We start from the raw sequence: 20,664 nt of genomic DNA, 5'->3' as shown, positions 1-20,664 counted from the left end.
AGGGATTTGCAGCCAATGCTGCAGTCCTCTGTTCTCACTGGCTCAAGAAATCAGATGCCTGTGGTAGGTCCTTCTTCAGCCCCTTTCTTTCTCTGATGGAGCACACGATCTCACTGCTCAGGTTTGTTGGCAGTGTGTCGAATCCTGCAAACTCAGTACTCCACATTGCACGTCCTTCAGTTGCGGACCTTATGTCTCCTGCAAATCCAAAGAGTTCGGATACGGGTGCTTTTGACTCGATAATGGTCATGTCACCTTCTGCCACCATGTCAGCAATAACTCCGCGACGTCCCTGAATCTCCTTGGTTGCACCGCCCATCTGGTCCTGTGGAACCTGGATGAATACCTTCTGGTATGGTTCAAGAAGTGTGTCATCTGCCATGAGCATTGCTGCCTGGATACCCTGTCTTGATGCAGGAATTACCTGTGCAGGTCCTCTGTGGACAGCATCCTCATGAAGCTTTGCATCAACGAGTTTGACCTTTACACCCATACATGGTTCTTTTGAAAGAGGTCCTGCCTTCATTACTTCCTGGAATCCTTCAAGGATAAGTTCCATAGTTTCGTTAAGGTGCTGGATACCCTTTGTTACATCGATGTAAACATTGCTTTCAAAGATATTTGCAATACCTTTTGCCTCATCCTTGCTCATTCCTGCTGCCATGAGTTTCTCTCTGCGCTCCACTTCAGGCATGCGCATTGATATCTCACCCGCTTTGATAAGGTCTCTGACTTCTTCCTCAAGAGGCTCGACTTCAACGTAGAATCTGTTGTGCCTGTTTGGTGATTTTCCTTCAACAGGGCCGGCACTACCGCGAATTGTTTCACGGTACACAACAATAGGTGGTGTTGTTGTAATCTCTACACCCTTGTCACGCTCGATCCTGTGAGCAATGACTTCCAGGTGAAGTTCACCCATACCGGCCATCAAGTGCTCGCCGGTTTCTTCGTCAAGTGTGATCTTAAGGGTTGGGTCTTCCTTTGCTACCTGTCTCAGTACATCAACAAGTTTTGGAAGATCCTTCATGTGCTTTGCTTCAACAGCAACAGTAACTACAGGTTCACTTGCATGAGTAATGCTTTCGAAAGGTTCCATGCCATCAAGGGTAGTTACAGTTGAACCGACAATAGCATCTTTTAGTCCTGTTACAGCTGCAATGTTACCTGCAGGAATGTTCTCCACTTCCAGTCTCTTCGGACCCATGAAAACACCGACCTGCTGAATTCTGTTCTTCTTTGCAGCTCCTGATACATATACTTCCATTCCACGGGAAAGTGAACCACTGAACAGTCTTCCAGTTGCGACTTCACCTGCATGTGGGTCCATTGTAATGTCTGTTACCATGAAAGCAAGATCTCCTTCCGGATCTGCATTGATCATTGACTTGGCAATCTCAGATTCCTTGTCACCGTGCCAGATTGCATTGATCCTTCCTTCCTGTGCTTCAAGAGGGGAGGGGAGATACCTGATAACCATATCGTTCAGGACTTCATGAAGTGGACACTTTTCTGCAAGTTCCTTTATGCTATCTTCATCATCAGCTTTGTTGTAATCATAGATCTGCTGGAAACTGATTCCGGTCTTCTGCATCATCGGTACGCTGATAGCCCAGTTGTAAAGTGCTGAACCGAATGCTACTGTTCCGTTAGCAGCATCGACTCTCCAACCTGCTTTGTAACGCTCTTCGTTCATACCTTTGATGAGCTTGTTTACGTGATCAATAAGCTTACCGAGTCTGATCTGCATTTCCTGTCCGTCGACCTGCAGTTCGTTGATGAGACGGTCAACCTTGTTAATGAACAGTACCGGCTTGACATGTTCCTTCAATGCCTGCCTGAGAACAGTCTCAGTCTGTGGCATTGTACCTTCTACAGCATCAATAACCACAACTGCACCGTCCACAGCGCGCATTGCACGAGTTACGTCACCACCAAAGTCTACGTGACCCGGGGTATCAATAAGGTTAATGAGATATTCTTCGTCCTCATACTCGTGGACCATTGAAACGTTTGCGGAATCAATTGTAATACCTCTTTCCTGTTCTTCTTCATCAGAATCTGTCCAGCATGCGTTACCAGCAAGCTCTTTTGAGAGCATGCCTGCACCTGCAAGAAGGTTGTCTGATAATGTTGTTTTTCCGTGATCGATGTGCGCAACGATACCAATGTTGCGTATCATCTTTGGCTCCTTCATAAGCCCCGCAACACGGTCAACCATTTTGTCGCTTTTAGCCATATTTACTACCTGTTTCCTGGAATTTTCTAATTATTATAATATGTATGGCGTTAACGTGCTGCCTTCGCAACCCTTTCCTTTGCATCCTTTCTGTTAATGGAGAAGCATTTAGCATCGCGGTTTGCCGCAGCGATTATCTCGGATGCAAGGCAGGAGGCTGCACTTTTCTTTGATTTGAAAGCTGCCTGGTTGGCACCCATTGTAATATATCTTAATGCAGTGTCCACACGCCTCTGTGAAGATGTATCAACAGCCTTTGGTACGGATATTCCTCCGTATTTGAGCCTTACGACTTCTTCTCTTGGTCCTGCATGTGCAATAGCCTCGACAAGTACCTGCATAGGGTTCTTCTGTGTCTTTGTGCTGATTATGTCAAAGGCTTCCTCAACGATCCTGAGTGCAGACTGCTTCTTGCCGGTATTCTGCTCGTTGCGCATGACATTGTTCACAAGACGCTCGACGATGGATATGTCGGACTTGTTGAACTGCTGCCTTGCATGTTTTCCATTACTGTGTGGAATTATTACAGGGTCCAGGTTCACATAGCTCTTGATTCCAAGATCAGCGACCTCTACCTCTCCGAAATCCCATTTTCCAAATAATTTTATCATGTAAATTATCTCCTTGGTTTTTCCTTGCGGCCGATGACCATCTCATTAAGAGATACATTGTTCACTGCGATGACCTTGAAACGTACACCTGGGATATCACCCATTGCACCACCCATACGGCCACCTATTCTTTCTACTGTAACCTCGTCGTGCTCATCAATGAAGTTGATTGCACCGTCACCAGGGCAGAAAGCTGATACCTGACGACCATTCTTGATCAGTTGTATTCTTACACATTTCCTGATAGCCGAGTTCGGCTGTTTTGCTTCAACGCCCACCTTTTCAAGTACGATACCTCTTCCCTGAGGTGCGCCACTGAGTGGATCTGCCTTTACGTTAAGACCAAGTTCACGCCTGTTATAGCGAGAGTCCTTCCATCTTGCATCCTTTCGCATGCGTTGAACCGTGTGAGCTGCATATTTTCCATTTGGCATTATTATGTCTCCGATTATGTATTATTGTGAGTTGTTGACTTTGTAATTATCATTGCAAGATAACGTCATCTATATCATGATGCCTTTTAGCAACAAGCTTGACTTTCTCTATATTTTTCCCATTACGTCCTATGGCAAGTCCCTTGTCCTTATTAGATACTTCTACATAAGCTAATCGCTTGTTGTTTCGGCTAACGATGTTCACCGATTTGACAGTTACCGGGCCGAATGCATTCTTGATAAAAGCAACAGGTTCCTCTGAGTATTCTACAAGATCTATATGCTTATCTACAGTTTTTTTCATCCGGTTTATGTGATCTCCATTCTTTCCTATAGCAGCGCCCATGTCGCCTTCCTTGATCACATATATTATGCGTCCGTCATCGATTATACAATCCTTGACCGTTGCTCCCGTCAGTTTTTCAAATAATGCAATATATCTGATCCCTTCTGTAGACAGCTTGATCTCACTCAAGTAAGGCACTCCCTTTAAGATGCAGCTAAAATATCAGATTCGCCGCTGTCAAGGATAGCCATTGCTGCAATGATGAAAGGCTTACCGCATGCAGGTCCAAGTTCGGTGCCAGGGCCTGGGTAATTAAGTACAGGTACGTCTGTGCTCTCTACTTTCTCTCTGATTTCTGGAGGGCAGTTTGCAGCGAGTACCACCATTTTCGCTTCATTCTTTACAGCAGCATCAATAGTCCGGTTTGAGCCGATAATGACTTTCCCGGTTCTGATGACCTTGATAAGTGCTTTATCAATGTTAATATCCATTTAGATCAACTCATTTGTAATCAATTTGAGATTTGTATTCTAATAAATGATTCCTTATATGTAGTTTCTGGTTGTTCTTCCTAAGCAACATCATATTGTTTATCTGGAAACTAGGTGTACGTCGCCTGTACCAAGCTTAATTGGCTGGCCAACAATGATGTTCTCAGTTACACCATTGAGTTCGTCCCTGTCACCACGCATTCCCGCATCAAGCAGGTGGTTGACTGTGACCTCGAAAGCAGCACGTGCAAAGACACTGGCTTTCTCACCGGAGATTCCATGTCTTCCGATCTGCTTCACTTCACCGTCCGAACACATGATGTCCGATACAAGCATGATATGCCTGATGTCCACAGTAAGACCCTGCTCGGAAAGAGTATTGGTTGCTTCAGTAATAATTGCATTTCTGGCAGCCTCGATGCCGAATACATCGTAGATTTCTCCGATGTTATTGGTATAGGTCCTTGTAACATCCACGCCTTCTATTTGCAGAACTTCTTTAAGCTGTGAGCCTTCGGTATAAAGGGTATATTCTTCGCCATCCTTCCTGATTACAACCCTTTTGATACCTTCAATACCCTTGAGGGTAATGCCATGGATATTCTTGGCAAGTTGCAAGAGTTCCCTGTACGAAGGAGAATTAGGTACCAACACTATCTGATTCTGAATATTTCCTGAAATATTTACCATAACATCCAGTGAATCTCTTAGCTTGTCTGCGATCTCATCCGCAGTAAGGGATCTCTGCATCAGCGTCTTTTCATGCAGGTCGATGATGAGCTGCATGTTTGCCAAGTCAGTTGTGATGTCTGCAAGGTGTTCGATATGTGTTGCCTCTATCTCCCAGGCAAGTATACGGGCCTTGTCCCTGTCGGTTGCATATCCTTCCTCAAGTGCGATAGTCATCATCGGTGTGCTTGGTTGCTTTCTTGCATCCACGATCTCAATAAGACGGGGCAGTCCGAGGGTAACGTTAATTTCGGCCACACCTGCATAGTGGAATGTACGCATTGTCATCTGTGTACCTGGTTCTCCTATGGACTGTGCTGATACAACACCTACAGCTTCACAGGGCTCCACACAGGCATAATCATAACTTTCCATGAGACGTTCGATGATTTCTTCAAGCTCCTTCTTTGTTACACCTACTTTGATCGCATCGTCTCTCAGGGTCTTCTTTATATTCAAAGGAAGATCGAGATTCTCGATCATCGCATCTATGGTAGTTTCACTGATGCTCATTTCAGTTCACCTCTTTCCCGGTAACCATCCTGACTATTCGGTGTACAGCTTCCGGCTTACTATAATCACTCTTGGTAGAATCGATTCCATCCTCACCATATTTGAATTGTACTACGACGCCACGAGTCTCACGAACAGAACCGTCATATTGTACTTCCAGATCCTGCAATGCGTTCACAAGTCTCCTCTGGAGGTAACCTGATTGTGATGTACGGACCGCAGTGTCCACAAGACCTTCACGGCCACCGATTGCGTGGAAGAAATATTCGGTCGGATTAAGGCCACTCTTGTAGCTGGCTTTTACAAAACCGTGCGCATCTGCTCCAAGGTCACCCTTGTCAAAGTGCGGGAGTGTCCTTCCTGAGTAACCTCTCCTTATCCTTTCACCACGAACAGCCTGCTGACCAACACAGGCAGCCATCTGGGTAAGGTTAAGCATTGAACCTCTTGCACCGGATTTAGCCATTATCACAGCTGAATTTTCAAGACCTAGCTGCCTTCCTGCAATATTACCGGTCTGGTCCCTGGCTTTACCAAGCTCCTGCATGATCTTCATTTCAATGGTTTCCTCAAGAGTACGTCCTGGCAATGGTTCCAGCTCTTTTGCCTCATAGGCTTCGATAAGACGCTTGACATTATCTTCAGCTTCATTAAGCAGGTTGGCTATCTGGGTCTTGGCAGTAAGTGGTATGTCTTCATCACTTATTCCGAAACTGAGTCCGGTCTTCATAACACCACGTATTGCAAGTCTTGTGAAATCATCCACGAACTTTGCTCCTGCCTCGGAACCATATTCCTTTACCATCTTATCAAGGATCTTGCCTTTGAAAGCACCGATTGACTGTTCATCGATGGTTCCCAGGATCATCTCTCCATCCTCAATCACTACATAAGCATTGTACTCGCAGTCTTTCTTCTTGCAGATGTCACATTTGTAACATACCTGGGCAGGGAATTCAAGGTACAATCCCTTTGGCAATATCTGGCTGAATATCTGCTTACCGTTCCAGAGAGGCTCTCCGTCTTCGGAGTAACTTGCAGGCTCGGGAAGGTCTCTAACATCGGATTTTCTGAGAAGCTCCAGAGCTGCATTCTTTGTGATCTTGTTCTCATTCCTGGTTAGCAAGAACAGTCCTGATATGTGGTCATGTATACCACCAATGATGGGTCCTCCGAAACGTGGGGAGAGGATGTTTTCCTGCACCTGCATGAGAATGCTGGCCTCAGCCCTTGACTCTTCGGTCTGAAGAACATGCATGTTCATCTCATCACCGTCAAAGTCAGCATTATATGGTGGACATACTGCAGGGTTCAGCCTGAATGTCTTAAATGGTAGTACTTTTACCCTGTGTGACATGATACTCATCTTGTGCAATGATGGCTGCCTGTTAAACAGGACAATATCTCCGTCCATAAGCTGTCTTTCAACTGTCCAGCCTACTTCCAGTTTCTCGGCGAGTTCTTCCTTATTGATCTCTGATACCCTGATGCGCCTGCCATCATCACGGATTACATAATTAGCACCGGGATGGACCTCACTTCCACGCTCCACATACACACGAAGCAGCTCAAGGTTCCTGGAGGTTACCCTCTCGGGTATTGTCATCTGTCTTGCGATTTCAAAGGGCACGCCGACCTCATTGATGCTCAGGTTTGGTTCGGGAGATACAACAGTACGTGCAGAGAAGTTCACACGTTTACCTGACAAACTTCCTCTAAACCTTCCTTCCTTACCTTTAAGACGCTGGGTAAGGGTTTTCAGGGGCCTTCCTGACCTGTGTCTTGCAGGTGGTACGCCGGAAACTTCATTGTCAAAGAAAGTTGTCACATGGTACTGAAGGAGTTCCCATAAATCTTCAATGATTAGCTGTGGAGCACCAGCATCACGGTTCTCCTGGAATCTCTGATTAATACGTATAATATCTACAAGCTTGTGGGTGAGGTCGTCCTCACTGCGCTGACCGGATTCAAGGGTAATGGAAGGCCTGACAGTTACCGGTGGTACAGGAAGTACGGTGAGTACCATCCATTCGGGTCTTGCACTTGCAGGATCCATTCCAAGAACTTTAACGTCTTCATCGGGTACGCTTTCAAAGCGATCCCTTATCTCGGTTGGAGTCAGCTTGTGTCCGTCCTCAATATAATCCGTAGGTTTCTCGAATTTTATCTCCTTCTGTTCGGCAGAACAATAGGGACAAACCTTTGTCTTGCGGGCTTCCTTGAAGACTTCGTTGACGATGTCATCAGGCAAGTGTCCCATTTCCTTGGAGCTGGTAAGCTGTGCAAGGAATTCATCCTTCTTCCCTGCCTCCAGAAGCAACCTGCTACAGTTGTGGCATATTGAACGAAGGGTTTTACGTATGGTCTTGTTGAATCCTACATGGATTACAGGAGCTACGAGCTCGATATGTCCGAAATGTCCGGGACATTCGCCTGCACGGCTTCCACATGTCTTACATTTAAGACCGGGGTCTATCACACCGAGCCTCAGGTCCATAAGTCCCATGTCAATCGGGTAACCATCATCATCATATGTGTCTGCAGTGATGATTGAGGTCACACTCATTTTCCTTACTTCGCGTGGTGATAACAAACCGAATTTGATAGCACCGATCCTTTTAGGAATTGATGGCAGATCTTTCATATTATATCACCTCACACAGCATCCTCGAGCTGCAGCCTAGGAGCCACACCAAGGGACTTGATCTCATCAAGCAATAATTTGAATGCATAGCTCATTTCCACCGGATGGATATCAGTCTCGGCACCACAGTTCGCACAGTACCTGATATTTCTCTTCCTGTCGAAAGTGGCGATCATTCCGCAGTGACCGCAAACAAGTTCCACTACCTTGTCTGATTCATCCAGTAATCTTTCCTTCAATGTCATTGCAGCGCCGTGGCCAATAAGCACATCACGCTCCATTTCTCCGAAACGCAGACCTCCTTCACGGGCACGTCCTTCGGTTGGCTGGCGGGTAAGCACCTGTACAGGACCGCGGGATCTTGCATGCATCTTTGAAGCAACCATGTGGTGCAGCTTCTGGTAAAGGATAACTCCGACAAACACATCTGCCTGGATTTTCTTTCCGGTAACTCCGTCAAAGAATACTTCCTTGCCTGTATGTGCAAATCCCTGCTCCTTAAGTCCTGCACGCAGGTCATCTTCGTATTCTCCTGAGAATGCAGTAGCGTTGATACGTCTTCCTTCCATGGAGCCTACTTTTCCTCCGATCATTTCAAGCACGTGACCGACTGTCATACGTGAAGGGATTGCATGTGGGTTGATCACAAGGTCAGGAACCATTCCCTTTTCTGTAAATGGCATGTCGTTGTATGGTACGATGAGTCCGATAACACCTTTCTGTCCGTGTCTGGATGCGAATTTGTCACCAATCTCGGGAATCCTCTGGTCTCTTATCTTCACCTTTGCAAGCCTGGTACCATTGATGGATTCTGTAAGCAGCACCGTATCAACTATACCTTTCTCGTTGGAACGCATGGTGATTGCACTTTCCCTGCGTTGTTCTACGGTTATTCCGAAATCAGATTGTTCTTCAAGGAAACGTGGAGGACTGGTTTTCCCGATAAGTACGTCATTTGGTCCGACGATGGTTTCCGGGTTCACAAGACCGTCGACGTCCAGGTTTGCATATGCTTCGGGACTACGGGCACCTCTGTACTCTGAATCCGGGATCTCAAACTTATCTTCCTGTCCTCCCGGATATCTTCTTTCCTCGCCTTCGAATGTCCTGAGGAAGTGGCTTCTTCCAAGGCCTCTCTCGATGGAGCCCTTGTTGAAGACCAGTGCATCTTCAATATTGTGTCCTTCGTAGGACATGACAGCTACCACGAAGTTTTGCCCTGCAGGCCTTTCATCGAAGTGAATAGCTTCACAGGTCTGGGTTCTTACCATTGCCTTCTGTGGATAGTGCAAAAGATGTGCACGTGTGTCTGGCCTGAGTTTTGTGTTTGATGTGGATACTCCTATACACTGTTTAACCATCGCCGCACCCATGGTGTTACGAGGTGATGCATTGTGCTCTGGATAAGGTACCATTCCAGTACATATTCCAAGCATAAGGCCAGGATTGATTTCCTGGTGGGTGTGATTTTCGGTGATGTCCTCACCATAAAGTGCAATGAAAGCATTCTCTTCTTCTTCAGAATCAAGGAATTCTATTTTTCCTTCACTGAGAAGTTCTTCGAATGTCAATTCCCCTTCTGCAATCCTTTCCTGTTCTTCCTGGCTGATAAGGGATTTTCCATCTTTTACGATGATGGCAGGTCTTCTTGCACGACCCATGTCCGAGTTGATAATTACTTCATGAATGTCTTCATACAGGGTCACATTGATCTGGCTGGAAATTAATCCTTCCCGACGCTGTTTCCTGATATTTTCGACAAGGTCAACAGGATCTGTATGTGTTCCTATCAGCTCTCCATTCAAGAAAACTTTTGCCTCATTCATCGATATTACCTCCTACGCTGTCATCCAGTGTATCAGAATAGTTTGAATACCCGATAGGTTCAGAAGTCGTTTCTTCTGTGTGCTGGATGTTATCAAGTTCTTCAATGTAGTCTTCCAGTTCTCCTTCGTAGTCTACCTTCATAGTTGCAGAATGCAGTATTGTCGGCACGACTCCAAGGTCACGTAATATGCTCTTGATGGCTTTACTGTCATCGGTTCCGGTAGAAAGTTCTACCATTTGTGCAAAATTCTTCACCAGACCACAGTTAGGACCTTCAGGGGTTTCTGAAGGGCATAACCTTCCCCATTGTGTGGGATGCAGATCACGGGCCTCGAAATGCGGTTGCGCCCTCGAGAGTGGGGAGATAACACGCCTTAAGTGGGAGAGTGTTGAGATATAATCTGTCCTGTCAAGAAGCTGTGATACACCTGTTCTTCCGCCTACCCAGTTTCCTGTTGCGAGTGGATGCTGTAACCTGTCAGTAAGCACATCTGCCCTTACAAGCGTAATAACGTTGAGTTCACGGTTTCTCATGTTTGCCCTTTCGAGCTGGTATTTTATGTCACGTGAAAGCCTGTTGAAAGCCACCCTGAAGAGGTCTTCCATCAAGTCTCCTGTAAGCTTGAGTCTCTTGTTGGAATAGTGGTCTTTATCATCCTGTTTCCTCTTTGACAGAGCAAGTTCGAAACATGACTCGGCCATTCTTCCAAGGAAATTTGCCTTTGCCACCCTGTTGTCCGGCTCATTACCCAGATGTGGCAACAGATATCTGTCAATAACGTAATTGGCACGTTTGATCTGGTAGTCTCTGGCCTGTCCTGAAGCAACACGGGAACCTATCTTTTCCATGGCTTCTTCCATGGTGTCGACTTCTGCTTCCTCAAGGTTCTCGAACATGAACTTCATGATCTCAGGATCTGTGGATACGATTTTGACAAGATCCTCGTCAGTCTCCACACCGAGTGCTCTCATAAGTGTGATGAAATTGACACGTCCTGAGATAGATGGGAATGAGACCTCAAGAAGTGATTTTCTTCCCCTTTCAACAACTACAAGTGCCCTGTAACCTCTTCTTTGTGAGAATACTTTTGCAACCTCTATGATGTCGCCGTATCTTTCTCCGAACTCTGCGAGAATCTTGTTGGGAGCGAGATCCTCAAGCGTCATAACTACACGCTCGGTTCCGTTAACAATGAAATATCCTCCCGGGTCAAGGGGATCTTCTCCGTATTTGACCATTTCCTCATCAGTTATATCTTGCAGGTTACAAATGTTGGATTTGATCATTACGGGAAGCTGGCCGATTTTCGCTTCCTGTGGCTCCTTTTCTTCCTCACCCTCTACCACGCTCATCTGGAGATAAAGCGGGGCTGAATATGAGAGATTCCTTAACCTTGCTTCGTTCGGGTAGAGTCTTTCGATGGCTCCGTCAGCCTCTTTTACAATAGGATTCTCCACTCGTATCTTGCCCAGTTTGATGTATGTATCTTCAAGATCCGTTTCAATTATTTTTTGTTCATCGATTATCTTCTGAAGCCCGGTCTCCAGAAACTTGTTATATGAATCGATGTGATGCTGTACGATCTTATCTTTCGTAAAAAATGAGTTCGCAATCTGTCCTTTACTTAACGCTATGATAGCACCCTCTTTATGTGACTTAATGATATCGTGAAAAAAACATAATGATACTGTCCTTGCTTTCTTGTGAAATGAAACTTGGTTTATTTCACGCAATTACAAGTCTGTAATAATACGCCTCGCCGGCTGTCTGGCTATTTCGGGTAATCTTGACAACTTCTCCTGCCTGTGCCCCTATCTCCTGTATCACAGGATCGTCAGTTTTAATCTTTGGAAGTTGTTCTTTCCCGATATTGTATGCTTTTAAAACAGTTTTTAATTCTTCTTCCGACATAATCTCATGTTTCGGGATTAACTCATGGTCGAGCAGGCTGAACTTTCTCACTTAATTTCCTCCCTCAAAAATGTGAACGTGAACACCCCTTGCAAAATGTGGCGGGCTCGTAGGGATTTGAACCCTAGGCCGTCTGGTTAAAAGCCAGACGCTCTGCCTGACTGAGCTACGAGCCCATTGTGATTTGCATGGTTTTTGCTGGAGGTACTGCACGCCCTTTCTTCGGTGTAGCGGTGACAAAAGGAATCCATGGTATATATATCTTGTGGAAACCGCTGCCATTGCTGCGATCTTCATCCTGTAATGTTATTTGGGTATTTATATTTATTTGTTCTCTATTTTATTTATATCTGGTTAAATAATTAAATCTCATAATGTATATATATGAGTAATTTGGCTTTTTATACTGTAGCACAGATTTTTCTTTTTTAATGCGTTGCACATTGTTTTTCAGTATTTTTCTTCCTTGATTTAAAGCACAACTTATCCAGATGTTCATCTCTGCAGAATTTGCCCGGAGAAAAAAAAGAGAAAAAGAAAAGAAGTTATGGATGTGGTTTTATGTACCGCATGACCAGCTGTCCATATATTCAGCCTGCTCCGGTGAGAGCTTGTCCAGGCTGATACCCATGGACTTAAGTTTCATTTCTGCAACACCTATGTCCAGTTCATGGGGGACGGAATGCACACCATTTACCAATTTGTTCTCTGCAATGTATCTTACACAGAGCGCCTGGTTTGCGAAACTCATATCCATAACTTCAGCAGGATGGCCGTCGCCTGCTGCAAGGTTTACAAGCCTGCCCTCGGCAAGAACGTTGACTTTCCTGTCGCCAAGGTCGTACTCTATAATGTTTTTCCTCACAGTTCGAACTGACTTAGCCATTTTCTCAAGGTCCTCAAGATTTATCTCTACGTTAAAGTGACCTGAATTGGCAAGTATTGCGCCGTCTTTGATGACCTTAAAGTGTTCTTTTGTGAGGATATCACGATTGCCTGTGGTAGTTAGGAATATGTCTCCTATCTTTGCTGCTTCTTTCATAGGCATAACCTCATTCCCATCCATACGGGCTTCCAGTGCTCTTATAGGGTCTACCTCGGTAACGATAACATTTGCTCCGAGCCCTCTTGCACGCATAGCAGCTCCTTTTCCACACCATCCGTATCCGCCGATGACAGCATTCTTGCCGGCAACAAGGAGGTTTGTGGTTCTCATTATGCCATCCCAGGATGATTGTCCTGTACCATAGCGGTTGTCAAAAAGGAATTTTGTCATAGCATCATTGACAGCAATAACAGGCATCTTCAGGGCACCTTCACGTTCCATGGATTTGAGCCTGTGGATTCCGGTAGTTGTTTCTTCACAGCCTCCGAGGATGGTAGCAAGCATTTCCGGACGTTCTGTATGCATCTTGAAGATGAGGTCGGCACCATCATCAATTGTAATATCGGGTCCGAAGTCGAGAACCTTATCGATAGCATCATAATATTCTTCTGTAGAACAGTCATAGCTTGCATGGCAATCTATACAATCACGCGTATCAAGGGCAAGTGATACATCATCCTGTGTGCTCAACGGGTTACAACCGGTAATAGCAACTTCCGCACCACCTGCAGCCAGCGTCTCTACAAGCACTGCTGTTTTAGCTTCAACGTGTAGTGCCATTGCGACCTTGTGTCCCTTAAGTGGCTTTTCTTTCTCAAACTGCTCCCTAACTGCGGCAAGAACCGGCATGTGATTGCGAGCCCACTCTATTTTCTGGTTCCCGGATTCCACCATTTCTTTATTACTCATTTAGTATCTCCTTAATAGTTTAATTACGAATGTTGTGTATACTTCTGCATCTAATATTTAAGAGTTAATTCTTGAGACTAGTTCCTTTGAGGCTTTTTGTATCTTCTCAAGGATGCTTTGTTCATCAAGACTGATTACTTTGTAATCCTCCATCAGTATTTTTCCGTTCACGATGGTAGTTTTGACATCTTTTCCACAGGCAGCATAGACCATATGTGACGCTACATCGTACAATGGAGTAAGATGTGGCTTTTTCATGTCAACAATTATAATATCAGCGTTGCATCCTTTCCTAAGCATTCCGCTGTTTATGCCAAGTGCTTTTGCTCCGTTCACAGTGGCCATTTCAAGAACTTCACGTGCAGGTAGTACCGTGGGGTCCATAGTGCTGACCTTCTGGAGCAATGCTGCTGTTTTCATCTCCTCAAACAGATCAAGATTGTTATTGGATGCGCATCCGTCCGTTCCAAGTGACACGTTGGCTCCGGCATCAAGTAGCTTTGCAACAGGTGCAATTCCCGATGCCAGCTTCATATTGCTTATAACATTATGGGAAATGTTCACATTGTGTTCTGCAAGTATCTTTATATCACCGTCAGATAGCCAGACACAGTGGGCTGCAAGCACATCGGGTCCCCAGAAGTCAATATTCTTGAGGAAATGTATGGAACATACACCGAAGTTTTCTTTCATGTGGTTAAGTTCAGCTTCAGTTTCCAGAACATGAATGTGTATCCTTACGCCGTCTTTAACAGCCTGCTCCTTAACCCTTATGAGAAAATCCTCTGAACACGTGTTAGGCGCATGGGGTCCGTACATTGTGGTTATTCTGCCATCTGATTTTCTTTTCCATTCTTCTACGAACCTGGCACCTTCTTTAAGTTCGGCATCTGCTTTCTCCTTATCTCCAAAGTCGATCATTCCGTAGGAAAGCGCTGCCTTCATACCAGATTCATTAACCGCCTGTGCTACCCTGTCCATATGGATGTACATGTCTGCAAAAGCCGTTGTTCCCGATTTAATCATCTCCAGGCAGGCAAGCTGTGTCCCTACATAAATATCCTCATCAGTGACCTTAGCTTCTGCGGGCCATATGTGATTCTCAAGCCAGTCCTGTAGTGGCATGTCATCAGCATAGCCTCTGAACAAGGTCATTCCTGCATGGCAGTGAGTGTTTATCAGTCCGGGCATGACAATGCTGTCTTTGGCGTCAATTACTTTCTCTGCAGTTTTATCTGTCGAACTGCCGACTTCTGTGATGATACCATTCTCAATCACCACAACCCCTTTCTCAATGTCTCTTTTATCGGGGTCCATCGTAAGTATGTAAGCATTCTCTATTATGATATCAGCCATCTTTACCTCTCTTGACCTGTTTCCTTTTCAAGTTCTTCCAGGTACAGGTGCATTATCCTTAATCGCTGTTCTGCAATCACCTTTGCAGTTTCCGTATTAAGTCTGTCCATTATCTTAAAAGGTTTTCTTTGCATGTAATCATAGAATCCGTCAAAGGGATCTTCAGTATAAGCATTCATAGAAGTTTCTTTGACGGTACCAATGGTTTGTTTCAGTGCCCTCAGGGCTCCCATAGAAACAAGTGAGCGGAATATTCCGACTGCTCCCAGTGCATCCAGCCTGTCGGCATCTTGAAGTATACAGGCTTCGATGGTCTCGGCTTTCATACCTCTGCTGAATCTGTGAGTCCGGATGCAGGATGTCACATGGTTTATCACATTACTGTCAGCTCCTTCGGAGGACAGGAATTCACGTGCAATTTCCGCACCGTACTCGGCATGGTTCCCGCCTTCCTGGTGCTCCTTCACTATTCCGATATCATGCAGCAATGCTGCAAGCTGAAGCACCTGGGGGTCACCACCTTCCATTTCATGAATCTCCAGGCAAAGCCCCTCCACACGTTCGATGTGTGAGATATCATGTGTACTTGGCTCATTTGCCAGTGTTTCGGCAACAAACTCCCTTGTACGTTCTATCAGATCCATTGGATTCCTCTTTCCTCTGACTGCTGTTTCAACTTTTCCTGGATGGCATAAAGTGCATCGGGGATCACTTTATTGTTTTCATATGAGTCAATAACCTCCTGAAGCGATTCCCTGCTGTCATGCTTCATGTCTTTTGCGAACTGGATCATGTTCTCCAATGCCCGGGTCACATTATCCACGATCGATATTGTGGCGCTTAAGGATGTTCTTGAGAGTGGGTTCAGATCAATTGTGATCACAGTCTTCTCCATTTCTACCAGTTTTTGACAACGGTCTCCGTCTTCAAGGGGTACGAGCACCACATCGGCACTGAAGATGCCTTCTTCATCCACTATGGCACGGTCATGGGACAGTCCAAGCCTTTTGTCACCCTTGCCGCCGAGCACTTTTCCTGCTCCATTGGCTTTGAGATGTTCTATTATCTTGTGTACCCTTGCATCACTTCTGTGGAAAAGGTTCACCTCAAGCATAGCCCCTGTAACATCTGCAAGTGCTACAAGGCTTTCAGGCACGAGGGCTGCGGTGTTCCCGTTAACGGAAATTATCGGGTTCTTGGCAAGAAGTATATGGGCCACAGCCGCACGCTCTGCAAAGGCTGCAGATTCTGTTGTTCGTTCTCCTATAAGGTAATCGAATGCTTCTCCTCTGCCCTGGGCCACCAGTCCTTGCTGACTGGTGATGCCCATATGTATTCCATCTATTATTTTTTCCCGGGTGATGAGGGATTCATACCTTGGATGATCCCTGGGAATTCCTGTCATTTATGTCCGTATCTCCCAATTTGCTTCGATTCACTTAGTTGCTTATTTGCTTGTATCCAGTATAAGTCCCTGGTCTGTAGGAACTATCATTGTGGATATTTCCTGGCCCTGAAGCATCTCTATGTACTTGTAATCAATCAGGTTCGGGTTCTTTGACAGTTCTTCATTGATGACGCTCAATGCCTCGGCCTCACCATGTGCCTTTGCAATGGTTGCATTTGCAAGACCATTTGCCTCGATGATTTTTCTCTCTGCCTCAAGCTGTTCTTTTTCCTTAACGAAGACCATCCTCTGGGCTTCTTGGTCTGCCTGGAGCTTTGCCTCAATAGCCTCTGCGACTCTTGTTGGCAATACGACGTTTCTTACCAGTACTTCTTCTACAATGATACCATCGCTTCCCAAAGCTTCGTCAATATTGGTCAGCATTTCTCCTGCTACCTGTTGCCTTTCCTCTCCATAGACTTCCAGGGCGGTTTTGGTTGATACTACTTCACGTATAGATGACTTTATTGAGGGACGTATTATCTTTTCAGCATAGTTACTTCCCAGGGTCTGATGTACTGTGCTGACTTCATCGGGTATTAACCTGTACCTGACAGTTATATCCATTCCAAGGGTAAGTCCTTCTACTGTAAGGGCTTTTATCTGGTCATCACCTGAAACCTGGCCTTCACCTTCTGTTCCGCTCATAGTGTATGTTTCACTCCTGACAGAATATTTGGTAACGCTTACCCATGGAGGGACTATGTGCAGACCTTCCCCGAGTTCCTCTTCTTCAACGCCCCCGAACTGGTTGAATTTCACTCCTACCTCTCCGGCACCGATGGATACGAATATCGAGCCGAACATCACTGAAAAGACGATTAAAATTATGAATATGATCGCAATAGATCGGAATACCGTTACGAATATCGGTGGTATCTCTTTTATCGGAATGTTTGGGCCTTCCTTAGGTGGCTTAGGATCCCATTGTTCTTCAATAACCATGTTTTTACTTCTCCTTTTTTTTATTCAAATATAGTCTTCAGTGAACTATGATCGTGTATTTAAATAAGTTTGTACCTTTCTGTTCTTTCTGACAAGTTTCACACTACCGGTGTTTATCCTGTACTGTAATACGTTCCCGAAATCCGAAAGTACATCCGCTATCTCATTATCTTCTGGTTTTTGTGCCATTGCAAAGACTGTGTTTCCCAGCATTGCCTGGGATGCGATCCCGTCTGCAGATTCTACAGCTTCTATAACTTCTGCTATTTTATCATCTGACAGGCCGGTTTCGATGGAAAATTCCCTGGAGCAGAGCATAAAATTCTCCATTGTGGGTTTTTCCATGAGTTTATTCATAGCTGTCTCTCCTGCCAGATTGATGCTCTCAACTTTTTCCTTTCTGTTCAGTACTGATGATGTGGATAGCTCTCCAAGTACGACACACCAGACATTTTCCTCACCTGAAGGTATCCTGTCATAAATTCCTATGCCAGGAGCACCTGGCGTTTTTCTAATCACGATTCCACCCAATGATTGGGCAGCAACATCTCCCAATCCGCTGCTGTTCTTTACCTCTGCTAAATGTGCAACCTGATTCAATCTGTTGGCAGTGAGATTGAGGCCAAGAACAGAGTTAAGCGCATAAGCCGTCCCCAGAGCGCCTGCACCGGATGCACCCAGGCCGGACTCAATGGGTATTTCTGCTTTGCATTCTACTTTTACCGGGCTGTCGGTAAGTGCTTCAGCTACGGTGCGTATTGTTTGTCCTTCAACTCTCTGGCCATTGAGTGATATTTCTGTCTTCTCTATTCCTTCCCCGCAGAAGACAGTTGTCTCAATGCCTGCATTAAGAACTATTCCACATCCTGTGGATCCTTTCCTTAAAGGATCATTATGGTCATGCACTTCAAAAAAACCGGTAATATGAGCCGGTGCAAATGCTTTTGCACTGGCAATGTCTTCGAAGGCCATTAATGTTTTTCCCCTTCCGGGAACATTCTGGTAATCTCATCCATCAGGGCACTTGCAATCATACTTTTAGAACCGCTTATGTTTGTGTGCTCTTTCCTGCCAGGATGGATAATATACACACTGTTCTCTTCTGTACCCATGCCTCCTGAACTGACATCGTTTGCAACTATCATATCGAGTTCCGAGCTCTCCAGAGTATGCAGGGCACGTTTGAAAAGCTCTTCCTGTCCAATGCCTGTCTCTGCCTTGAAGCCGACTATCTTTATTTCAGGATGGGTTTTTCTTGCTTCTTTAATGAGTTTGTTAGTCGGTCTGAGGGAAAGAGTCAGTTCTCCTCCTGACTTTATTTTCGTCTGAGATGAATCGAGTGTGTAATCGCCAATTGCAGCTGCACTTACCAGCACATCACAGCCCTTTCCAAGTTCTTCCAGAACTGTATTTGTCATCTGCTCGGCGCTTTCTGCATACATCTCATTTATCCCGTAGATTCCAAGCTTGTTTCTGTGAACGATGGTGACATCAGCACCCCTGCGATAAGCTTCCAGTGCCAGCTCAACGCCAGTCTTCCCGGATGCCCTGTTAGTGATTATGCGTATAGGGTCAACGGATTCGGCAGTTGAACCGCTTGTAATGAGGACCTTTTTCCCGTGTAATGTGTTGCTGCCGATACGGCGTTCGACTTCCAGTACGATCTCATCATTACCTGCTATCTTGGCAATGCCTTCTTCTAGCCTTGGTCCGACGAAGCTGATCTCCCAGTCTTTTATCTTCTCTATATTTTCCATAACTGCCGGGTGGTTGTACATATCCTCATGCATTGCAGGCACGATCATTACTGGCTTGCCTGCTCCGATGGCTGTGGTGGCAAAGGTCGTCACAGGTGTGTCATCTATCCCTGCTGCGATTTTTCCGATTGTATTAGCTGTTGCAGGTGCAACTAGTAGGAGGTCTGCTCTGCCAAGGTTGCCAAAGAACTCCACATGCTCAACTTTTCCGGTAATCGAAGTGATAACTTCGTTTCCAGTGGCGTAGTGCAGGGCCATAGGGTTTATAATCCACCCGGCAGCTTCACTCATGACCACATATACATCTGCTCCCCTGCGGATAAATTCCCGTGCAAGCTCTACTGTTCTCACAGCAGCGATGCTGCCTGTGACTGCAAGCACGATTGTTTTTCCCTGAAGTGACCTGGATTTGCCGGATTTTATCCAGAGGGTGGGATGTTCATTTGGAATTTGAGGCATGTTCTGTCCTTTTTTGATTAAATAAGTGGATTTTTAGTATTTAAGAAGGTTGGGTTGTAATATCCCTTATTCAATATTTTATTTGTTCCAACATATTTCCTGTTCTCGTTTGTGTCCTCATACACATGCCATTCACTTAATCTTTTGTCAGCTTATCTTCGCTCTCGCCGATTCCAGAGAACTCCTTCCAACGACTTTTTCTGCGAACATGTCCGCAAGTGCCTCCAGTTCATCTTCTGCACCGTTCCTGGTAAAACTCATCAATGCCAGTTGTCTCAGTATCGGCGTTCTGCTATTGTGGCGAATGTGCCATACCTCGTGTGCGAGGATGGCTTGCAGCTCATGTTTCTCCATAAGCTCCAGTAATCCCAGGGACAGAAAGATAGCTTCTCCCGAAGCGAATGCCCTGGGAATTGCAGAGTCATAATAATAGATGGTTGCTTTTGTGGCAAGACCATCGACAAACTCCTGAGGCCAGTCCATGATCTCGGTAATTGGCCTTGCATCGTATCTTTTGATAAGTATCCTGTAGTACATTCTTGGCAGGAGCAGGATAATGGCCGTCGACAGTGTCACGTATCCCAGATATATCTCAATGCTCAACATTCGGCTGCATTGCATTGCGTAAACGACGGCTGCGATGGCAGAGATGATAAACAACTGGCCTGCAACAAAAGATGAGAGCCTTGTAATGGGTCTGCCGGTCTTAATATAGATACTGAACATCAACAATGCCAGGATCAACGATATTCCTATCAATGGAAAAAAACCGGAATCGTTGATGCAGGCGATGTAGCATTCCACCTCATTTTGTATGGAGAACATGTTCAGTATCCTGAAGCAGGTCACTTCTTGTTATTATATGCGTGAAAATTCTCGATTGCCACTTTCCCGAAGCTGTCTACAAGACTGTCAAGCACCTTCTTTGTGATAGTGTTCGCGGTATTGTCCATGGACTCGGTTGCTGAATAGAGATATCTTACCTTCGGTCCGCTTTTATCCAGCTTACGTGTTGCGAAACCTGCTTTTACGAGCCTGTCAAGAGTTCCGGCAACGCTGGATAGGGGTATATCGGTCCTTTCGGTAATCTCGGGGGTTGTCACTTCTTCATTTTCCCAGAGAATTTCCATTATCCTGGATTCAGTGGGACTGAAGAATTTTGTCAATCCCTCATTGGAGAGATTGATCCTGTCCAGTTTTACCATGACTTTACAACTGCTGT

Annotated in this window: 19 protein-coding genes and 1 tRNA gene; all 20 read right to left on the bottom strand. The window is 45.4% G+C overall.

Going from position 1 to position 20,664, the window contains the following annotated elements; translation table 11 throughout:
• Positions 1-34 precede the first annotated feature (34 nt).
• The 20 genes from V7O62_RS05550 to V7O62_RS05455 all read right to left on the bottom strand — a co-directional run bounded on the left by V7O62_RS05550 (position 35) and on the right by V7O62_RS05455 (position 20,647).
• Entirely contained in the window at positions 35-2,236 is a 2,202-nt protein-coding gene (locus tag V7O62_RS05550; protein WP_406658017.1) for an elongation factor EF-2, read from the bottom strand.
• Positions 2,237-2,286: 50 nt separating this feature from the next.
• Positions 2,287-2,847 carry a 30S ribosomal protein S7 gene (locus V7O62_RS05545; RefSeq protein WP_406658016.1) on the bottom strand — a complete coding sequence of 187 codons (561 nt, stop codon included), beginning with the start codon at positions 2,845-2,847 and terminating at the stop codon, positions 2,287-2,289.
• 5 nt (positions 2,848-2,852) lie between these two features.
• Positions 2,853-3,281 (bottom strand): 30S ribosomal protein S12, encoded by a 429-nt coding sequence (locus V7O62_RS05540; protein WP_406658015.1) that lies wholly within the window; start codon positions 3,279-3,281, stop codon positions 2,853-2,855.
• Between the two features lie 49 nt (positions 3,282-3,330).
• A complete protein-coding gene (locus tag V7O62_RS05535; protein ID WP_406658014.1) occupies positions 3,331-3,756 on the bottom strand; it encodes a NusA-like transcription termination signal-binding factor in 426 nt (141 codons plus the stop codon).
• 14 nt (positions 3,757-3,770) lie between these two features.
• Complete coding sequence (locus V7O62_RS05530) at positions 3,771-4,058, bottom strand: 50S ribosomal protein L30e (RefSeq protein ID WP_406658013.1); 288 nt, start codon at positions 4,056-4,058, stop codon at positions 3,771-3,773.
• 99 nt (positions 4,059-4,157) lie between these two features.
• A complete protein-coding gene (gene rpoA2 / locus V7O62_RS05525) occupies positions 4,158-5,270 on the bottom strand; it encodes a DNA-directed RNA polymerase subunit A'' (RefSeq protein ID WP_406658255.1) in 1,113 nt (370 codons plus the stop codon).
• Positions 5,271-5,301: 31 nt separating this feature from the next.
• On the bottom strand, positions 5,302-7,944 hold the full coding sequence (locus tag V7O62_RS05520) for a DNA-directed RNA polymerase subunit A' (protein ID WP_406658012.1): 2,643 nt from the start codon (positions 7,942-7,944) through the stop codon (positions 5,302-5,304).
• A gap of 11 nt (positions 7,945-7,955) precedes the next feature.
• On the bottom strand, positions 7,956-9,770 hold the full coding sequence (gene rpoB / locus V7O62_RS05515) for a DNA-directed RNA polymerase subunit B (protein WP_406658011.1): 1,815 nt from the start codon (positions 9,768-9,770) through the stop codon (positions 7,956-7,958).
• Positions 9,763-11,385 carry a DNA-directed RNA polymerase subunit B'' gene (locus V7O62_RS05510; RefSeq protein WP_406658254.1) on the bottom strand — a complete coding sequence of 541 codons (1,623 nt, stop codon included), beginning with the start codon at positions 11,383-11,385 and terminating at the stop codon, positions 9,763-9,765. Before V7O62_RS05510 ends, rpoB begins: the two co-directional genes overlap by 8 nt.
• 112 nt (positions 11,386-11,497) lie before the next feature.
• On the bottom strand, positions 11,498-11,734 hold the full coding sequence (locus V7O62_RS05505; protein WP_406658010.1) for a DNA-directed RNA polymerase subunit H: 237 nt from the start codon (positions 11,732-11,734) through the stop codon (positions 11,498-11,500).
• Positions 11,735-11,782: 48 nt separating this feature from the next.
• A tRNA-Lys gene (locus V7O62_RS05500) sits at positions 11,783-11,859 on the bottom strand.
• 383 nt (positions 11,860-12,242) lie between these two features.
• Positions 12,243-13,478 carry an adenosylhomocysteinase gene (locus V7O62_RS05495; protein ID WP_406658009.1) on the bottom strand — a complete coding sequence of 412 codons (1,236 nt, stop codon included), beginning with the start codon at positions 13,476-13,478 and terminating at the stop codon, positions 12,243-12,245.
• 57 nt (positions 13,479-13,535) lie between these two features.
• Positions 13,536-14,834: an amidohydrolase family protein gene (locus V7O62_RS05490; RefSeq protein WP_406658008.1), complete on the bottom strand. Its 1,299-nt coding sequence runs from the start codon at positions 14,832-14,834 to the stop codon at positions 13,536-13,538.
• 2 nt (positions 14,835-14,836) lie between these two features.
• Positions 14,837-15,478, bottom strand: coding sequence for an HD domain-containing protein (locus V7O62_RS05485; RefSeq protein ID WP_406658007.1), 642 nt, complete (start codon positions 15,476-15,478; stop codon positions 14,837-14,839).
• A complete protein-coding gene (locus V7O62_RS05480; RefSeq protein ID WP_406658006.1) occupies positions 15,469-16,239 on the bottom strand; it encodes a 4-phosphopantoate--beta-alanine ligase in 771 nt (256 codons plus the stop codon). Before V7O62_RS05480 ends, V7O62_RS05485 begins: the two co-directional genes overlap by 10 nt.
• A gap of 42 nt (positions 16,240-16,281) precedes the next feature.
• Entirely contained in the window at positions 16,282-17,226 is a 945-nt protein-coding gene (locus V7O62_RS05475; protein WP_406658005.1) for a prohibitin family protein, read from the bottom strand.
• A 45-nt stretch (positions 17,227-17,271) separates the two neighbouring features.
• Positions 17,272-18,198 carry a pantoate kinase gene (locus tag V7O62_RS05470; protein ID WP_406658004.1) on the bottom strand — a complete coding sequence of 309 codons (927 nt, stop codon included), beginning with the start codon at positions 18,196-18,198 and terminating at the stop codon, positions 17,272-17,274.
• Positions 18,198-19,442 (bottom strand): bifunctional phosphopantothenoylcysteine decarboxylase/phosphopantothenate--cysteine ligase CoaBC, encoded by a 1,245-nt coding sequence (coaBC, locus tag V7O62_RS05465; protein ID WP_406658003.1) that lies wholly within the window; start codon positions 19,440-19,442, stop codon positions 18,198-18,200. Before coaBC ends, V7O62_RS05470 begins: the two co-directional genes overlap by 1 nt.
• Before the next feature lie 147 nt (positions 19,443-19,589).
• A complete protein-coding gene (locus V7O62_RS05460) occupies positions 19,590-20,267 on the bottom strand; it encodes a M48 family metalloprotease (RefSeq protein WP_406658002.1) in 678 nt (225 codons plus the stop codon).
• Positions 20,268-20,287: 20 nt separating this feature from the next.
• Positions 20,288-20,647, bottom strand: coding sequence for a BlaI/MecI/CopY family transcriptional regulator (locus V7O62_RS05455; protein ID WP_406658001.1), 360 nt, complete (start codon positions 20,645-20,647; stop codon positions 20,288-20,290).
• Positions 20,648-20,664 lie beyond the last annotated feature (17 nt).

The sequence above is a fragment of the Methanolobus sp. ZRKC2 genome, assembly GCF_045291185.1.
Classification (GTDB): domain Archaea; phylum Halobacteriota; class Methanosarcinia; order Methanosarcinales; family Methanosarcinaceae; genus Methanolobus.
Note: the sequence above shows the minus strand (reverse complement) of the source record. Positions and strands in the feature narration are given on the sequence as shown.